Consider the following 15,269-nt stretch of genomic DNA (forward strand, 5'->3'; position numbering starts at 1 on the left):
CCTGCGGGCCGTCCAACCTCAACGAAGCCCGACACCATCGCGGTGTCGGGCTTCGTCGCGTCTGGCTCACTTCATTGACTGGCCGAGGTGCCGGTAGACGGTCTTCCGTTCTACGCCCAGCCGCTCCGCCAGATGCTTGATCGGGACGTCGTCCCTGTTCGGGTCTGCAACCTCGGCCAGCAGCGCCTTGTAGTCGGCTTCGAGCTGCTTCTTGAGCTGGTACATCTCGACGACCACGTCGACCGCTAGCGCCTGGCTGCGACTCGGCTGCCACTTCGGGCGCCCCCACCTTGCCCCAGTTGCGGACGGAAGGAACCTGGCACAGCCGTTCTCGTCGGAGGTGATCACGTTGTGAAGTGGCTTCTCGTCGCGAATCGCCTGCAACTCTGCGGTTTCGGCCTCGTCTCGGCACGGCAGCCACTCGACCCGGGTTCGCGCAGGATCGACATCCACCCACCACGCTTTGCGCCTTGCATGATTTGAGAAGCGCCGACGAACGTCGTTCGTGATGCCGATGTACAACAGGACTCCTGCGCCGCTGTGCAGGCGGTAGAGCGCCGTCGGCCGCCTAGTCACTCTCCCTTGACCTTCCGCCTGGCAAGCCCGAGAACGATCCGCAAGTACTCGCGGGTCCACACATGCTTCGAGGCGCGCAGGATCGCCGACTGTTGCTCGCCGTCGGCATAGGCGGCACGCATGGCGTCGGCCAGTTCAGTGGACGCCCGCTTCTGAGCCTCTGTCGCCCGCTCGTACCTCACGGCAGCTTCGGCTAGGGCGCGTTCGTGTTCCGGCTTCATAGCCACATCCGCGATCATCCCACAACCCTGTATGCCAACAGGGTGTGCGTATCGACTTGACATCATGCAAACAGAGTACGCATACTAAGTTGGCACATCAAGTGTGCAAAAGTCAGTTGAGAGGCAGGAATCGACACTGTGAACCTGCACGACATCCTCGAACCCGACCGGCTCGCCGCGCACATCAACGCCGGCAACGTCCGGGCCCAGAACCACCCCACCCAGCCGTACGTGATCTACAACTACACGGAGAAGTGCGCCTACGAAGGCGTCTGGGACGACATCACTCGCGCCTGCCGTGGACTCATCGTCGACACCACCACCCATCAGGTCATCGCCCGCCCGTTCCGCAAGTTCATGAACTACGGACAGGCCGGAGCACCCGACCTCAACCTTGCCGCGCCCGCCATCGTCACCGACAAGATGGACGGCAGCCTCGGCATCCTCTACCCGTCCGGCGACGGCACCTACGCGGTCGCCACCAGAGGCTCTTTCGCCAGCGACCAGGCCATCCACGCCACCGAACTGCTGCGCACCCGCTACGCCGACTACCGGCCGTTGGACGGGCTGACCGTGCTGGTGGAGATCGTGTACCCGCAGAACCGGATCGTGGTCGACTACGGCGACATCAACGACCTGGTGCTGCTCGGCGCCGTGGACATCGCCACCGGCCGCTCCGCGCCGCCCGCCCTGGTCGACTGGCCTGGCCCTCGCACGGAGACGTTCACCTACGCGACCCTCGGTGAGGCGTTGGCGGCCGAGCCTCGGCGGAATGCGGAGGGGCTGGTGGTGCACTGCCCGCGCACCGACGAGCGAGTGAAGATCAAGCAGGAAGACTACGTCGCCCTACACAAGATCGTGACCGGGCTGACGGCCCGAGTCGTGTGGCAGCACCTCATCGACGGCAAGCCCCTGGACGATCTGGTCGCGCCACTCCCGGACGAGTTCCACCCGTGGTGCCGTGACGTGGCCACGCAGATCGAGCTGACCGTGGCGCAGGAAATGACGGCAATCGAGAAGGCGTACGCCGAGGTTGTCGCCGCCCTGCCCGCCGGCTTCGGTCGCAAAGAGTTCGCCGCCGCCGCAGTCCCGCACCCCCTCAAGTGGGCGCTGTTTCTGCTGCTCGACGGCCGCGACCCGCGCCCCGAACTGTGGAAGCGAGCCAAGCCCGAGCCGTACCTGACCCCGTCCGGCCGCACCCACGGAGAGGACACCGCCTGATGGCCACACTCACGATCACTCGCGGACTGCCTGGATGCGGCAAGACCACCCGAGCCCGCACATGGGTCGCCGAAGACCCGACCCGACGGGCGCGCATCAATCGCGACGACTACCGCGCCATGTTCCACGCCGGCCGCCTCGGCACACAGGAGCAGGAACGGCAGGTGACCGCCGCCCGCGACGCCGCCGTTTCGGCACTGCTCCGCAAGGGCGTGAACGTGATCTGTGACGACACGACGCTGCCGCAGCGACACGCACGCGACCTGCGCCGCCTCGCAACGCTCGCCGGGGCTGGCTTCGAGGTGTGGGACATGACCGACGTGCCCGTAGACACGTGCATCGAGTGGGATGCCGCCCGCACGGGTCCGGCGAGAGTCGGCGAGGCGGTGATCCGCGACATGTGGAACCGGTACGTGCGGGGCAAGGCATATCCGCTGCCGCTTCCCGACGATGCGGAGGCCGCTGTCGGCGAAGTGCTGCCCTACACGCCGCCGGCCGACGCCCCGAAGGCGATCCTGTGTGACCTGGACGGCACCGCCGCCATCATGTGCGCCCGCAGCCCGTACGACGAATCCCGCGTCGCCGAGGATTCCCCGAACCTGCCCGTTATCGCCGCTGTGCGGGCGATGCACGCCACCGGACACGCCGTGGTGTTCGTGTCGGCCCGGACCGAGGGCTGCCGGGACGCGACTGAGAAGTGGCTGACCGAACACGTCGGCGTCCCGTACTCGGCGCTGCACATGCGTGCGGCCGGCGACATGCGCAAGGACGCGCTGGTGAAGACGGAAATCTTCGACCGGGAGATCCGGCACCGCTGGCAGGTGGTGGCCGTTTTCGATGACCGGGACCAGGTGGTGCAGCAGTGGCGGGCGATGGGCCTGACCTGCTTCCAGGTCGCTCCGGGAGCTTTCTGATGCGCATCGCCCATCCGACGACGGCGGCCGTTGACTGCACCATCTGCGACCCGGAGGACTGACCCATGTCCCACTCGACGCGCCTCGCCGACACGGTGACTGTCACCCGCCACGGCAACCGCTACAAGGTCACCTTCTCCCGCTTCCCCGGACACACCTTCGGGCCGTGGGACCTGACCGAAACCATCCGCGACCTCACCATCTCGGCGGGACTCACACGAGTCGACGCCCGGAACCTGGCGCTGGACGCCGCCGCCAACGGCAGCGCCACGGCCCCGGTCGCGCAGTAAGTGGAGCTGACGATGCCGCTACCAACCTTCCCCACCATCACGTTCGCCGACATCACCGACACCGAACTGACCGAACTCGCCGCCTGGCTCCGCGACAGCCTTCCCGTCGTCGAGGCCGAGCGGGCACGCCGCCGGGAACTTGTCACCCAGGCCGCCCGCGCCTCCGCCTACCGGATCGCCGCAGAAGGCCCCGATGACCCGCGCTGGACACCCCTGCCGTGGGATGGTGCCCGGATTGTCGCCGGCCCCGACTCCGGCCGTACCGGGTTCATCGCCGGCCGCTGCGGGGACGGCTGCGAGCAGGTCGACGGGCAGCCCCGCTGGGAGCTTTACATCGCCGGTGGCGGCCCCGTCGTGACGTGCCTGCCCCGCGAACACCTCCGCCCGGTGCCGACGGTGCGCCGCGACAGCGACCCGCCTGACCGTCGTCGCCGGTGCGACTACGCCTGCCTGTGCTGCAAGTCCGCCCCCGATGCCCAACTAGCCATCGCCGGCACCTACAACAACATCTGGGGCTGACCGTGATCCGCGACGACCGTTTCCTCATCTCCCGCCGCCCGTACGCCGTCGACCTGAACACCCTCACCTGGCGCACCCGGACGCAGCCTGGATTCCGCACCATCCACCGGGGCTCGATTCGCGCAGCATGGTTCCGCCGCCGCAGCGGTGTCACTGTCGCCTGCGTCGGCACCCTGTGGGACTACCAAGCTGAGCCCACCGACGATCCGCTGCTGTTTCTGGCCCGCCACACGGACGGACGGTACGGCGGCGACTGTGAAGGCCGCTGGGACGGCACCCGCTATTGGGGTGCGCAAAACCTGGATGTGATGGCCGAACATTTGGCACTGCTCAAGCCGATGCTCGACGCCTATCCCGAGGTTCCTGCCGGCTTCGACGGCTGGTGGCGTTTCTAGGCTGCTCGGCCCGACATGAAGGAGTTTTGTATGGCTGTCTACACGGTTGCGAAGGCTGGTTCGTGGTGTCTGAACTGCCCGGACACGATCAGCCCCGGGGATGCGGTGGTGATCGACTACAGGTTTGCGCGGCCGGGTGATCGCACCCAACCGCAGGTGCATGAGCGTTGTGAGGATTTACCCCCGTACGACCCGGACGTTGACCAGTTCTGACCCGAAGGAGCTCCGCATGACCGCAGCAAATAGCTACACCGAGCGCGTCGAGCAGGCCGCCCAACTACTCGCCCACTTCGAAGGCGCCGACGCCTTCAACAGCGAACACGACGGCAGCCCAGACCGCACCGCAGTCCGCGAGCAGTACCGCAGCCGCGCCACCGCACTGCTCGCGAACGCCGGCACCCCGCCGGTAAAGCGGCGCCCCGCCGCGAAGATGCCAACCGACCGGGCAGACCGTGTTCTCGGCCTCAGCTTCGACAGGAAGATGACCGCAGCCCACCTGGCGGTCCTCACGCCGGAGGAGATCACCGAACTGTTCCAGGCGGTGTACACGGTGGCGGCGTTGACTGAACTGGCGGAGAAGAGGGTGGTGGATCGGTCGTGACTGTCACCGACCTTGTCATTGCCGCCGGGATCGTCGCCGTCGTGTTCGTGGCTGTTCTGTTGGTGCACTCCGGTAGCCGTCCGAGGCGACGCCGATGACCGGCCTGCCGAGGGTTCGCCACACGTCGGCGCCGATGCCGGAGGGCTGCCGCTGGTGTGGCACCGCCGAGCGGGAGCACCCGCAGCTCTGGGTGCCCGGACGCGGCTGGCACGGCTGGGTGGAGCCGACCCGCAAGCAGATCACAGCCCGGATGTGGGCCCGACACGCCCGTAAGGGGCAGCCATGACCACGCTCGCAGACCACGCCCCGCAGTCTGTCTGCGGCGAGTTTGAGGGCTGGGATCGCGTGCCCGGCTCCTGGGTGCGGATGGCCCGTCGCGGCTGCCCGGACTGTGCCCGCTGGGATGCCCGCCGTGCCCGGCTGGCCGCGATTCGGTTGGCGTACCGGCGTCGGGTTCGGGGGCGGTCCCGGTGACCGCAGGCACGCACGATTCCGACGCATGGGAGACCGTCTCCGGATGGATCTGGTGCTGCCGCACCTGCCTCGACCGGGGTTGGGCTGACAGTGAGGAAGACGCCAACGCGAAGCGGGCCAAACATGACAGCGGACCGATCCCATGGTGGTGGCCGTTGATCGCACGTGAGGTGCCCCGGTGATGCTGACGGTCTACACGACATGGCAGGCGACCCGCACCAGCCCGGCCGTTGAGACGCGGAAGGTGTTCCACGACTGGACGACCGCCCGCCGGCACGCCCTACAGACCGCATGCCTCGCCGGGGCCCGCTACGTGACCTTGTGCGTGGGGTCGGATGAGGTGGTGCACGGCGAGTGGGACCGGTACACGAACCGGTGGCGGGAGTACATGCGACCGGGCGGAACCGAGTTTTGACGGCGCGGTCGCGGGGGCCACGCCGACCCAACCAACCAACTGACCCGCATCAACCAGGAAGGACGACCCGCCATGACCAAGCCCGCCGAACTCGTCTACACCAACACCGACATCTGGGGGCCAGAGCAGCCGGCACCCGCCGTCATCGACGCCGCCCACCTGGCCCGGCAGCGCGACTTCTCCCACCGCACCTTCGGTCCCGGACCGCGCACCCAGGGCGTGCTCGACCACATCCGCAAGGAGTTGGTCGAGATCGAGTCCGCACCCGACGACCTCGGCGAGTGGGTTGACGTCGTGATCCTTGCCCTCGACGGCGCATGGCGGGCCGGTCACGAGCCGCAGCAGATCATCGACGCGATCAAGGCCAAGCAGTCTCGTAACGAGGCCCGCGTGTGGCCGGACTGGCGCACCGCCGCGCCGGGCCAGGCAATCGAGCACGACCGCACCGCCGAACCCGCCTGACCCACCCGACCGAAGGAGAGCACCATGCCCACGATCACCGCACCCGCCCCCTGGGACCTGCCCGCCGGCACCACGCCCGCCATCGACATGCTCGGCACCTACTACGGCGTGCCGATCTCCGACATCGGCGAGCACGGCGACGTGATCGCCCTCGGCCACGTCGGCACGTACCGGATGGCCGCCGCGCTGCGCCGCCACGCCCGCGAAGTGTGGGGCGAGCCGGACGCCTTCAAGGGGGCCACGCTCGACGAGATGGTCGACGAGACCGCCCACGTGTGGATGGTCAACACGGTGGACGACTTGGACGAGTGGTGTTTGGAGCGCGTTGAGTCGAGCACGCCGGGTGCGTTCCCGGTCACCTACTGGACCGCCTGACCTGCCCCCGACCCGACCCGAGAGGACGGACCGTGGACAACCCGACCGGACTGGCGTTGCTCGCTGAGATCGCAGCCGACAAGGTGGCCCGAGATCAGGCCGGGCGTAGCTGGTATCGCACGTGGAGCAACGAGGTCACCAACGAAGTCGCCGAACTGGTGAAGGCTGGCTGGCTCTCGACCCGATTCGTGGACGGGCAGTGGATCGTGACCCCTGCCGGTGAAGCGGCACTCAAGCAGGCCGCCACCACCGACTCCGCCTCGGAGTGAGGCCACCAAAGGTGCCGCTCTGAGTGTCGTACCTGCCGCCTACCCTGACTGCTGCCGGCCCGCCTTTGCCCCCGTGGAGGCGGGCCGGTCCATGTCTGGGCTGGCCGGGTGGCATCTTAACGAGCCTGTGACTGCATGGTTACGGCATCGACTGAGGTTTCCGCCATCTGAGGACCATGCATGGTGGGAGTTGCATGCTGCGTCGATTCCAGCATGCTCGGGTACTCAACCCGCTGGAATGATCTACTCAGCCGGGTCAATGCCTGCTGGCACAAACCCGGCCACGACCCCCAAACGGGGGTCAACCGAACAGGCGTACACCACACAACAGCAGGCCAGACAGCACCACACCAGCGCCGGATACTTCACAGCGAAACTATCCGCCAATGTAAACCAACCAGCCAACGTAAACAGCAGGTAAACAGATCCCATGGGGGGACCGCGATCATGCCCAACCTGCACCACCACCGGCGGCACCGAACCAGACGCTAACCATCACACCCTCCCCAGCGTCCCGAACGGAGCCCCATGCGTCTCATCCTGTACGCCGCCACCATCACAGCCGGCGTCGCCATAGCCCTCGCAGCCGGCCAGGAGCCAGCCCACGCCGACGACCCGATCAGCATCGGCGGACTGCTCGACACCGCCACCAGCGGCACCAGTCAGGACCGGCCCACACCCGTCCGCGACACCGTCAAAACGGTCACTGACCCCGTAGACAAGACGGTCAGCGGCACAGTCGACACCGTCAAACAGGTCACCGAGCCGGTGCCTGTCGTCGGCAAAGTAGTCGGCACGGTCACCGACAGGGCCACCACCCAGCCCGTCGCCCCGGCAGACAAGCAGCCCCCGGCCCGGGAAGGCACACAGCCCGAGCCTGAGCCCGCCCCACCGGCCGCAAACCGCACCATCACCCCGCCGCCAACCGCCACCACGCGCAGCGGCCCCACGACGGTGCCCGAGCTGGCCAAGCAACCCCCACGTGCAACCAGCTCGGGCACCCCACCCATCACCGTCCGGCAGAAGCAGCCCACACACGACACCGGGCCGCCACAGCCAGCCAGAGGCCGCACCACCGACGCCAACCAACCCGAACCATCAGACGGCACCGACCTCGGCGACATGGACCGCACCCCGGCCACCACCAACCCCATCCCAGTCGACGCCGACGGCACAACCGACCACACCACTGCCCCCCGATTCCAGGCAGCCCCCACCCGGCAGCCACACCACATTCGAGGACGCCAATTGCGACCAGCCCCACCGTCAGGCTGACCGGGCCCGGCACCGGAAGCCCCCAGCCCAGACCTGACGGGAGGAACCATGAACGACCTCGAAGACACCGGCGCCATCATCGCCCGGCAGCACACCGAAACGATCGTCAAACTCCTCGAACAACGCGCCACCGCCCAACCGCCACGGTGGATGACCACCGCCACCAAAGCCGTCTGCCTCCTGGCCGCAGGCGACATCGGCGTGTTCGCCATCCACGCCACAATCACCCACCAGCAGCGGCCCGGCATCGGCGTAGCCCTCGGACTACACCTCGCCTTCATAGCCGTCGTAGTCCTCGCCGCCGTGCTCCTGGGAGGCAACCTGGCCCGCATCCGGTTGGACAATGAGCGGGCAGCCCAGCAAGACCAGTTGGATGCGTACCGGCAGCAGCGCACCATCACTCTGCTCTGCGACGCCATCGCCGAACAACCCGGCATCATCCGAGCCGCCGTCCGTGACGTCATGAACGAACGGGACCGTGAGCAGGCGCGGGAACGCTGGCTGGGTTTGGCGGCACACGCCCGCGACGACCTCGGCCTACACACCGTCGACAACCCGCCCGGAGGCGGAGACGGAGACAAGACAACAGTCATTCGGCTACCCCACGGCCGAACACCGGGCAGACGCAGCGGCTAGCCGTCACCGGAGGGCCGGGGAATGATCCGCACCGAGGTCGGGTCGAACCCCGGCCCCCTACGCGTCTTGTCGATGATGACCCGCACCCCGAACGCCTCCATGATCGCCCGTTTCTGGTTGATGCTGTACCCCTGCCAGCGTGACGGCTCCGCAACCGTGTCCAACACCAGCGACACATGCGGCGACGGCCGATACGACGCAGCCTCCGCCTCCGCCGCTTGCAGTTGCGGCTTCAACCTGCCGGTGATGACCCGCAACTGCCCGTCCGTGATCACCTCATCGGCGTACTGGGCTGCCGCCGCCATCATGCGCGCTTTCAACGCCTCCACCCGCTTCAACGCCTCAGCCTGCTTATGCGTCGACCCTTCCAACAGGGCCAGCACATCGGGGCGCCGCAGCAGCGCCTCCATGACGGCGTTGACACGCCGGTCGACGGCTTCCTTGTTGCGGCCGACGCAGCCGTCTTTGTCGCACACGTAGGTGGGTTGTTTGGTGCCCCACTTCGAGCTGCCCCGTGGTGCGACCCGCAGGTGTGACCCGCACGGCGACTCACCGACACCCCAACTGAGCAGATGTGTGCGGGCGGACGGCTTTCGGCGGCCACGGGCAGGGTCGGCGAGCAGCGCCGCCACCAGGTCATGTTTGTCCGGGTCCACGATTTTCGGCCAGGCGGCGGGCATCCACTGTTCGTCGGGGCGTCCCCGGTGGTAGATGCGCAGCCCGATGTTGGCGGGCCGGTCGGCGAGTTTCCGCACTGAGGTTTTGCCCCACAGGCTGCCGTCTTCGGTCTGCCCTTTCGCCCGGTGTTTGCGCCGGTCACCGGCCCTGGGCGCGGGCACACCTCGGGCGTTGAGATCAGCGGTGATCCCTTTCAGGGTGTCACCGGACAGCAGCCGGTCAACGATCTCCCGCACGATGCTGGCATGCTCGGGATGTTCCTCATCCCGAAACCCGGTGACCTTGCCACGCGAGTCGTACTCGTAGACACGCTGCCAGCCGTACAAGGCGTACGCGTTGGCGCGGCCCTCTTCGGCACGCTCCCGGGCCGCCGACTGGATACGTTCAGCTTTCGTCTCCGACTCGCCGGTGTCCTGGGCGCCCAGCATCTCGGCGAGCATCCGCCCCTGCGCGGTGCGCAGGTCCAGTTCGACCCCGTTGACGGGTTTGACGATGATCCCGAGCCGGCCGCCGAGTTCGATGCCGTGGGCGCGTTCGACCCGGTTGCGCCACACGCGGGAGGTGTGGACGGCCACGATCCGGCGTTGGATGCCGGTGGGGTTGGGGGCGGCGAGCGCGGCCATGAGCCGGTCGAAGTCGGGTCGGGGTGCGGCTTTGAGTGCGGAGATGTCGTTGTCGGAGAATTCGGCGACGGCCCGGCCGCCGGTCTTCTCCGAGTATTCGCGGCACTCGCGTAGTTGCCGGGTGACGCCCTTTTCTAGCCCGAGTTCGTCTTCGGAGATCCGCGCGTACAGGTAGTCCTCGAATGCCGCCACGCGGGGGATGGTAGTTCACCTCTGTGCCCCTCCGCTATTCCCCGGTGGGGTCGGCAACACCGACCAGGATCCGCAGCGGTTCGCCGCGCTCATCGACGATGTCGAGCACAAGCTGTTCGACCGGCTGCCCGACGAGACCTGGTTCTACCCCGGCCACGGCCGGGACTCGACGCTCGGCGCGGAGCGCCCTCAACTGGCCGAGTGGCGCGCCCGCGGCTGGTGACGGCCGCGCCGGTCAGGGAGCGATGCGCAGTCGGCGGATCTGGTTGTCGTCGTAGTCCTCGAAGCGGTACCGCAGGCCGGCGAAGGGACTGCCGGGGAAGTCGCCGGTGATGGTGGCGGTGACCACCGTCCCCTCCGGCGTCTGCGTCACGTCGGTGATCTCGTACGACACCAGCGGCACCTCCTGCCGCCATGCCCGGATCGCGGCGATGCCCTCGTGGGTCCGGCCCTCGTCCTCGACGACCGCGTCGGGGGCGAAGAGCGCGAAGTAGGCGTCGCTGTCGGGTTCACCGGCGAGCGCGAAGTAACGACGAATGAGCTGCGGTGCGGTGCTCACGGCAGGGTTCCTCCCAGGGCGGTGCGGACACGTCCTGATCCTGCCCGAGCGGTCCGACACCCACCCGCGATTCAGCGGGTGACCGCGCGCAGTCGCCGCCGGGTGCCCAGCAGTACCAGTGCCGCCAGCAGCAGTCCGCCGAGCATGGTCACCAGCAGCGGACTCGCTCCGGCGGGAAACAGCCCGGCCAGCGTCCGCGACGCGGTACCCACCGCCAGGTAGAGGCCGGCCCACCCGGCCGCGCCGAGCGCCGCGAACCCGAGGAACCGCCGGTAGGACATGTGCAGTCCGCCCGCGGCCAGTGGCAGCAGCGCGTTGAACACCGGCAGGAAGGGCGCGATCAGTACCAGCCGACCGCCGTCGCGGCGCAGGATGGCCTCCGCGGCGGTCCACCGTGTCTCGCCGACCCACCCGCCGAAGCGGCTGTGCCGCAGTCGGTCGCCCCACCGCCGGCCGACCAGGAAGCTCAGCGACCAACCGGTGAGGCATCCGGTGACCACGGCGACGAAGGTGGCCAACCCGGTGGTGGGGCTGCCGACCGCCACGGCGGCGAGCACCGCCACGTCGCCGGGCACGAGGACCCCGAACAGCGGCACCGCGTCGAAGAGCATCACCACCCCGAGCACCGCCATCAGCACGATGACGGGAAGCTCTCCGACCTGCGCCAACTGGTCCGCCATATTCCGTACGCTAGGGCCTGTCCGCCACCGTGGACATCGGGTTTCCTACCCATCCTCCCGGTGGCGCCCCTGAGGGTGATCCCTGATCCGCTCGTCGCGTCGTGACCCATCCGCCGCACCGCCTGAGGCGCTTCGCCCGGCAAATCCGCTATTCACCGGTTACTGTCGGGAAGGTATTGGGCGATCACCGGCGGGCAAGCCGGGGTCGCCCGCATGGAACAGGGAGAGAGTACGCATGGCAACCGGCACCGTGAAGTGGTTCAACTCCGAAAAGGGCTTCGGCTTCATCGAGCAGGACGGCGGAGGGCCTGACGTCTTCGTCCACTACTCGGCCATCCAGTCCGGCGGTTACCGCGAGCTGACCGAGGGCCAGAAGGTCGAGTTCGACGTGACCCAGGGCCAGAAGGGCCCGCAGGCGGACAACGTCCGTCCGCTCTGACTCGTACCGGTCCCGCGGGGCTGATCGCACGACGGCGAGTGGCGGCCGGTAGTGGCCGCCACTCGCCGGGCTGTCGTCTCAGGCCGCCAGACGCCGGCTCAACTCATTCACGACCTGTTCGGCCACGGTGGGCGGGATCGCCGCGGCGATCTCCTGCGGGGTCAGGCCGGCCAGCACCCCGGCGACGATCGCCTGCTCGTCGGTGAAGTCCCGGTTCATCAGCGACTCCACCGTGCTCTGCAGCGCGGTGAGCTGGGCGCCGATGCTGCGCAGGGTCGGGTGGGTGACCCGGAAGTTCGGGTCCGTGTGGTCCTCGCCCATGGACATCCGGGTGTAGGTCTGCCCGATCGGGTTGCGTCCGTCCAGGACGGTGAGGTTGCGGTGCACGGTCCTGAGCCAGTTGTGCTCCTCGGGTGTCATGTCGTTCTCTCCCTCCTCGGAGTTGAGCAGTCCGATGGTGGTCAGGTAGCGGCGGAACAGGGGCCGCTGGTCGCGGTTCGCCTTGATCGAATCCCGGAAGAAACTGAAGTGGGTGTGCCACAGGTGGGACCGGTCGCCGGTGCTGCGGCGCCCGAGCCGGTCCCAGCGCCGCACCACGTTGCCGTCCGGTGAATAGATGATCTCGCGGATGTCGCGGGTGTCCGCGGCGTTGGCGACGCACTGCGCCACGCACCAGGTCGAGAACGTGAACAGGTTGTGGGTACGGCCGCCGGAGGTGAGCCGGAACATGCCCACGTCCAGGGCGGCGGCGTCGAGGGTCAGGCCGTTGCGGTCGCGGGGCGACTCGACCACCGAGTAGTCGTTTGCGACGACCCGGTCCGACCCGCAGTGGTAGCCCCCCCGGTGGTTGGCGTCGCCGACGATGCCGACCTCGTTGGGTTCGAGGTCCTCGTCGCGACTGCGGTTGGGGTCACGGTTGAGATGCTCAAGCAGCAGACTACGAACGGCGAGAAGATTTGCCGGTGCCCGCGTCATGGATCCCCCTTCGCGTTTCGTTGGGGACCGGGCGCGACAGTGACACCGCGTACGCGGCGGAGAGGCTCACAGGCGGGCCCGGCCAAATCGGGTGCACGGCGCCGGGCGTGTCACCACGATAGCTCGGGTTACCAGAGAATGCCCAGCTCAGGGGCACTTTGATTCAGCTTGGAAAAGGCTGAGAAGCAGAGTGGACGACCGGTAGGACCACTGCGGACGGATGATCAGGGTCGTGCATGATCTCCCGGAATCCACCACGGAGTGTGACGGCCGCGCCGAGGGGTTCACCGGTGCCGGGGTTGCGCGCGTAGCGGGGATGGGCCCCGCCGGAGACCTGCAACCGCAGTCGGTGCCCGGGGGCGAAACGGTGGGCGGTGGGCCACATCTCGACCGGCACCACGACGGCGCCGCTGTGGTCGGCGGGGAACCGCTGCGGATCGAGCCGGACCAGCCCGTCGCAGATGTTCCAGGAGCGCCCCCGACCGTCCACGTCGCACAGTCGTACGAAGACGTCCAGGTGCGTCAGCTCGCTGCGCAGGTGGATCTCGGCGCGCACCGGCCCGACCACCTCCATCTCGGCGACCAGCGGCTCGCTGGTCCAGGTCAACACGTCGGGCCGGGCCTCGACCGGACGGTTGTCGAACGGTCCGGCCCGCTGGGCCACCAGCAGTGGTCCGCCGAGCGAGGGCGTCGGGTCGGCCGGGTCGTACCAGAATCCGTCCGGCGGCGACGGCACCGGGTCCGAGGTACGCAGGGCAGCCCCCGGGTGCAGGTACCACCGGACGACGTCGGCGGGTGGCGGCCAGTCGGGCAGGTCACGCCAACCTCCGCCGGCGCCACCGACATGCACCCGCACGGGCGCCTCGGCGGCCGGGCCGGACCGGTGGGTGTCAGCTGCCGCCCGTGCCTCGCCGGCCTGCTCGTCGCAGAGGTGGGTGTCGAGCCAGCGCAGTCCCTCGCGCAGCGCCGCCACGAACAGCCCGGGGCTGCCGTGTGTCCACGGCCCGACCACCAGCCGGGGACGGGCACCGGTGGCCCGCAGCGCCTGGTAGTCGCGCAGTTGGGCGGGCAGGAAGATGTCGTGCCAGCCGCTGACCATCGCCACCGGGGAGCTGACCAGGTGCAGTCGGTCGTCGAAGACCCGGCTGCGCCAGTAGTCGGCCTGCGGGGTGTGATGCCGCAGCCACTCCTGGAAGAACGGCACGGTCACCCCGGTGGCGACCCGGTCGGCCTCGATCAGCGGAAGGTGGGACAGCGCGGCGGTCAGCTTCGGCTGGCCGCGCTTGAGCTCCCACTGGCGGGCCAGCCACGGCACGGTCTGCGCCTGGAGCAGTTCGGCCCAGGTCAACACCGTGTCCAGGGCGAACGACTCCCCGGCGTAGGTGGAGTCGCGGGTGGTCGAGGCGGTGGCGACCGCGACCATCGCCCGCAGCTGCGGGCCGGCGTCAGCCGCGAGGGCCCACTGCACGAACCCCTGGTAGCTGGCGCCGAACATGCCGAACGCGCCGGTCCACCACCGTTGCCGCCGCAGCCAGTCGAGCGTGTCCAGACCGTCGTCGCGTTCGTGCACGAACGGCTCGAACGCACCGCCCGAGCCGCCGGTGCCCCGGCAGGACTGGATGACCACGTGGAAGCCCTGCTCGGCCGCGAGCCGGCAGAGCAGCCGCATCGGTCCGGCCCGCCCGTACGGGGTGCGGATCAGCACGGTGGGCGCGGTGGGCAGGTCGGGTGCGTAGTGGTCGGTGCGCAGAATCACACCGTCGCGTACCCGCAGCGCGATGTCCCGGGTGACGGTGACCCGTCGGGTCCGGGCCGGTGGCAGTCGCAGCGCGGCGGCGGCGAGTCCGGCCGCCAGACGATCAAGCACGGTTCACTCCGCCCGACGTCGGGGCGGCTCGGGCCGGGCGGCCCGGATCTCGTCCCGGTGCTCCCTCAGCGAGGCTCCCATCGCCGTCATGAACCGGTACACCACCTCCAGCTCGTCGTCGCGGAAGCCGGCCATCACCCGGTCGGTGCGCTCTCCCAGCGGCCGGAAGAAGCCCATCGCCAGTTCGGCGCCGCGTTGGGCGTAGCGCAGCAGCACCTTGCGGCGGTCCGTGGTGTCCCGGTCGCGGCGCAGATGCCCGGCGCGCTCCAGCCTGTCGATCAGGGCGGTGACCGACCCGGAGGAGAGCCCGAGGTGTTCGCCGAGCCGCCCCGGCGTGATCGGATCGCCGAGCAGCTCGGCGTCCATCACGGCGATCAGCGCCTGCAGGTCGGTGGCGTTCAGGCCGTGCTGGCCGGCGAAGGCGTGCCCGACGTGCTGCGCGTCCACGCCGTACCGCCGCAGCTCAGCCGTGATCTCGGCGATCAACACGTCCCGGCGCGTGTCACGCCGGCGGTACATCCCGTGAGCTGCCACGTCCCGTCGCTTCCTCCCGACGTCCCGGGTTCGCAGCATAACCGAATGAGACCCTCGTCTCGGTCGTCGAGATTCTCTG

23 protein-coding genes and 1 pseudogene are annotated in these 15,269 nt (G+C 68.8%); 16 read left to right on the top strand and 8 right to left on the bottom strand.

Annotation, left to right across the window (positions count from 1 at the left end):
• Positions 1-66 precede the first annotated feature (66 nt).
• Positions 67-636: a GIY-YIG nuclease family protein gene (locus tag AB0I71_RS15965; RefSeq protein ID WP_357585160.1), complete on the bottom strand. Its 570-nt coding sequence runs from the start codon at positions 634-636 to the stop codon at positions 67-69.
• Complete coding sequence (locus AB0I71_RS15970) at positions 573-815, bottom strand: hypothetical protein (RefSeq protein ID WP_357585162.1); 243 nt, start codon at positions 813-815, stop codon at positions 573-575. Before AB0I71_RS15970 ends, AB0I71_RS15965 begins: the two co-directional genes overlap by 64 nt.
• A 120-nt stretch (positions 816-935) precedes the next feature.
• Between AB0I71_RS15970 and AB0I71_RS15975 the strand changes: the two genes are divergently transcribed.
• The 14 genes from AB0I71_RS15975 (at position 936) to AB0I71_RS16040 (ending at position 8,643) form a co-directional block, all read left to right on the top strand.
• Positions 936-2,018 carry an RNA ligase gene (locus AB0I71_RS15975; RefSeq protein ID WP_357585164.1) on the top strand — a complete coding sequence of 361 codons (1,083 nt, stop codon included), beginning with the start codon at positions 936-938 and terminating at the stop codon, positions 2,016-2,018.
• Entirely contained in the window at positions 2,018-2,932 is a 915-nt protein-coding gene (locus AB0I71_RS15980) for an AAA family ATPase (protein ID WP_357585166.1), read from the top strand. Before AB0I71_RS15975 ends, AB0I71_RS15980 begins: the two co-directional genes overlap by 1 nt.
• 65 nt (positions 2,933-2,997) lie before the next feature.
• Positions 2,998-3,222, top strand: coding sequence for a hypothetical protein (locus tag AB0I71_RS15985; protein ID WP_357585168.1), 225 nt, complete (start codon positions 2,998-3,000; stop codon positions 3,220-3,222).
• A 12-nt stretch (positions 3,223-3,234) separates the two neighbouring features.
• A complete protein-coding gene (locus tag AB0I71_RS15990; protein WP_357585170.1) occupies positions 3,235-3,741 on the top strand; it encodes a hypothetical protein in 507 nt (168 codons plus the stop codon).
• A gap of 2 nt (positions 3,742-3,743) precedes the next feature.
• On the top strand, positions 3,744-4,136 hold the full coding sequence (locus AB0I71_RS15995) for a hypothetical protein (RefSeq protein WP_357585172.1): 393 nt from the start codon (positions 3,744-3,746) through the stop codon (positions 4,134-4,136).
• 30 nt (positions 4,137-4,166) lie between these two features.
• A complete protein-coding gene (locus AB0I71_RS16000; protein ID WP_357585174.1) occupies positions 4,167-4,349 on the top strand; it encodes a hypothetical protein in 183 nt (60 codons plus the stop codon).
• Between the two features lie 16 nt (positions 4,350-4,365).
• On the top strand, positions 4,366-4,737 hold the full coding sequence (locus AB0I71_RS16005) for a hypothetical protein (protein ID WP_357585176.1): 372 nt from the start codon (positions 4,366-4,368) through the stop codon (positions 4,735-4,737).
• Between the two features lie 94 nt (positions 4,738-4,831).
• Positions 4,832-5,023, top strand: coding sequence for a hypothetical protein (locus AB0I71_RS16010; protein WP_357585178.1), 192 nt, complete (start codon positions 4,832-4,834; stop codon positions 5,021-5,023).
• Positions 5,024-5,389: 366 nt separating this feature from the next.
• Complete coding sequence (locus AB0I71_RS16015) at positions 5,390-5,626, top strand: hypothetical protein (RefSeq protein ID WP_357585180.1); 237 nt, start codon at positions 5,390-5,392, stop codon at positions 5,624-5,626.
• A gap of 72 nt (positions 5,627-5,698) precedes the next feature.
• Positions 5,699-6,088 (top strand): dATP/dGTP pyrophosphohydrolase domain-containing protein, encoded by a 390-nt coding sequence (locus tag AB0I71_RS16020; RefSeq protein WP_357585182.1) that lies wholly within the window; start codon positions 5,699-5,701, stop codon positions 6,086-6,088.
• A gap of 24 nt (positions 6,089-6,112) precedes the next feature.
• Complete coding sequence (locus AB0I71_RS16025) at positions 6,113-6,463, top strand: hypothetical protein (RefSeq protein WP_357585184.1); 351 nt, start codon at positions 6,113-6,115, stop codon at positions 6,461-6,463.
• A gap of 32 nt (positions 6,464-6,495) precedes the next feature.
• Entirely contained in the window at positions 6,496-6,732 is a 237-nt protein-coding gene (locus tag AB0I71_RS16030; protein WP_357585186.1) for a hypothetical protein, read from the top strand.
• A gap of 528 nt (positions 6,733-7,260) precedes the next feature.
• Entirely contained in the window at positions 7,261-8,007 is a 747-nt protein-coding gene (locus AB0I71_RS16035) for a hypothetical protein (protein WP_357585188.1), read from the top strand.
• Positions 8,008-8,055: 48 nt separating this feature from the next.
• The gene (locus tag AB0I71_RS16040) at positions 8,056-8,643 is read left to right on the top strand and encodes a hypothetical protein (protein ID WP_357585190.1); all 588 of its coding nucleotides are present in this window, start codon (positions 8,056-8,058) and stop codon (positions 8,641-8,643) included.
• Here AB0I71_RS16040 and AB0I71_RS16045 read toward each other — a convergent pair.
• Complete coding sequence (locus tag AB0I71_RS16045; RefSeq protein ID WP_357585192.1) at positions 8,640-10,136, bottom strand: recombinase family protein; 1,497 nt, start codon at positions 10,134-10,136, stop codon at positions 8,640-8,642. The genes AB0I71_RS16040 and AB0I71_RS16045 overlap by 4 nt on opposite strands.
• A 34-nt stretch (positions 10,137-10,170) precedes the next feature.
• Between AB0I71_RS16045 and AB0I71_RS16050 the strand changes: the two are divergent.
• Positions 10,171-10,359, top strand: a pseudogene (locus AB0I71_RS16050) (MBL fold metallo-hydrolase); the annotation flags it as partial.
• Between the two features lie 12 nt (positions 10,360-10,371).
• On the opposite strand, the gene AB0I71_RS16055 reads toward AB0I71_RS16050, so the two are convergent.
• A complete protein-coding gene (locus AB0I71_RS16055; protein WP_199172030.1) occupies positions 10,372-10,695 on the bottom strand; it encodes a nuclear transport factor 2 family protein in 324 nt (107 codons plus the stop codon).
• Positions 10,696-10,766: 71 nt separating this feature from the next.
• Positions 10,767-11,375: a VTT domain-containing protein gene (locus AB0I71_RS16060; protein WP_357585195.1), complete on the bottom strand. Its 609-nt coding sequence runs from the start codon at positions 11,373-11,375 to the stop codon at positions 10,767-10,769.
• Between the two features lie 235 nt (positions 11,376-11,610).
• Here AB0I71_RS16060 and AB0I71_RS16065 point away from each other — a divergent pair, with 235 nt between their 5' ends.
• Entirely contained in the window at positions 11,611-11,814 is a 204-nt protein-coding gene (locus AB0I71_RS16065; protein WP_093401468.1) for a cold-shock protein, read from the top strand.
• A 78-nt stretch (positions 11,815-11,892) separates the two neighbouring features.
• On the opposite strand, the gene AB0I71_RS16070 is transcribed toward AB0I71_RS16065, so the two are convergent.
• The 3 genes from AB0I71_RS16070 to AB0I71_RS16080 all read right to left on the bottom strand — a co-directional run bounded on the left by AB0I71_RS16070 (position 11,893) and on the right by AB0I71_RS16080 (position 15,175).
• On the bottom strand, positions 11,893-12,789 hold the full coding sequence (locus AB0I71_RS16070) for a hypothetical protein (RefSeq protein ID WP_357585197.1): 897 nt from the start codon (positions 12,787-12,789) through the stop codon (positions 11,893-11,895).
• A gap of 163 nt (positions 12,790-12,952) precedes the next feature.
• Positions 12,953-14,656 (bottom strand): CocE/NonD family hydrolase, encoded by a 1,704-nt coding sequence (locus tag AB0I71_RS16075; RefSeq protein ID WP_357585199.1) that lies wholly within the window; start codon positions 14,654-14,656, stop codon positions 12,953-12,955.
• 3 nt (positions 14,657-14,659) lie between these two features.
• Positions 14,660-15,175 (bottom strand): MarR family transcriptional regulator, encoded by a 516-nt coding sequence (locus tag AB0I71_RS16080; RefSeq protein ID WP_357585251.1) that lies wholly within the window; start codon positions 15,173-15,175, stop codon positions 14,660-14,662.
• Between the last annotated feature and the right edge of the window lie 94 nt (positions 15,176-15,269).

It is taken from the genome of Micromonospora sp. NPDC049891 (genome assembly GCF_040660295.1).
Lineage (GTDB): Bacteria > Actinomycetota > Actinomycetes > Mycobacteriales > Micromonosporaceae > Micromonospora.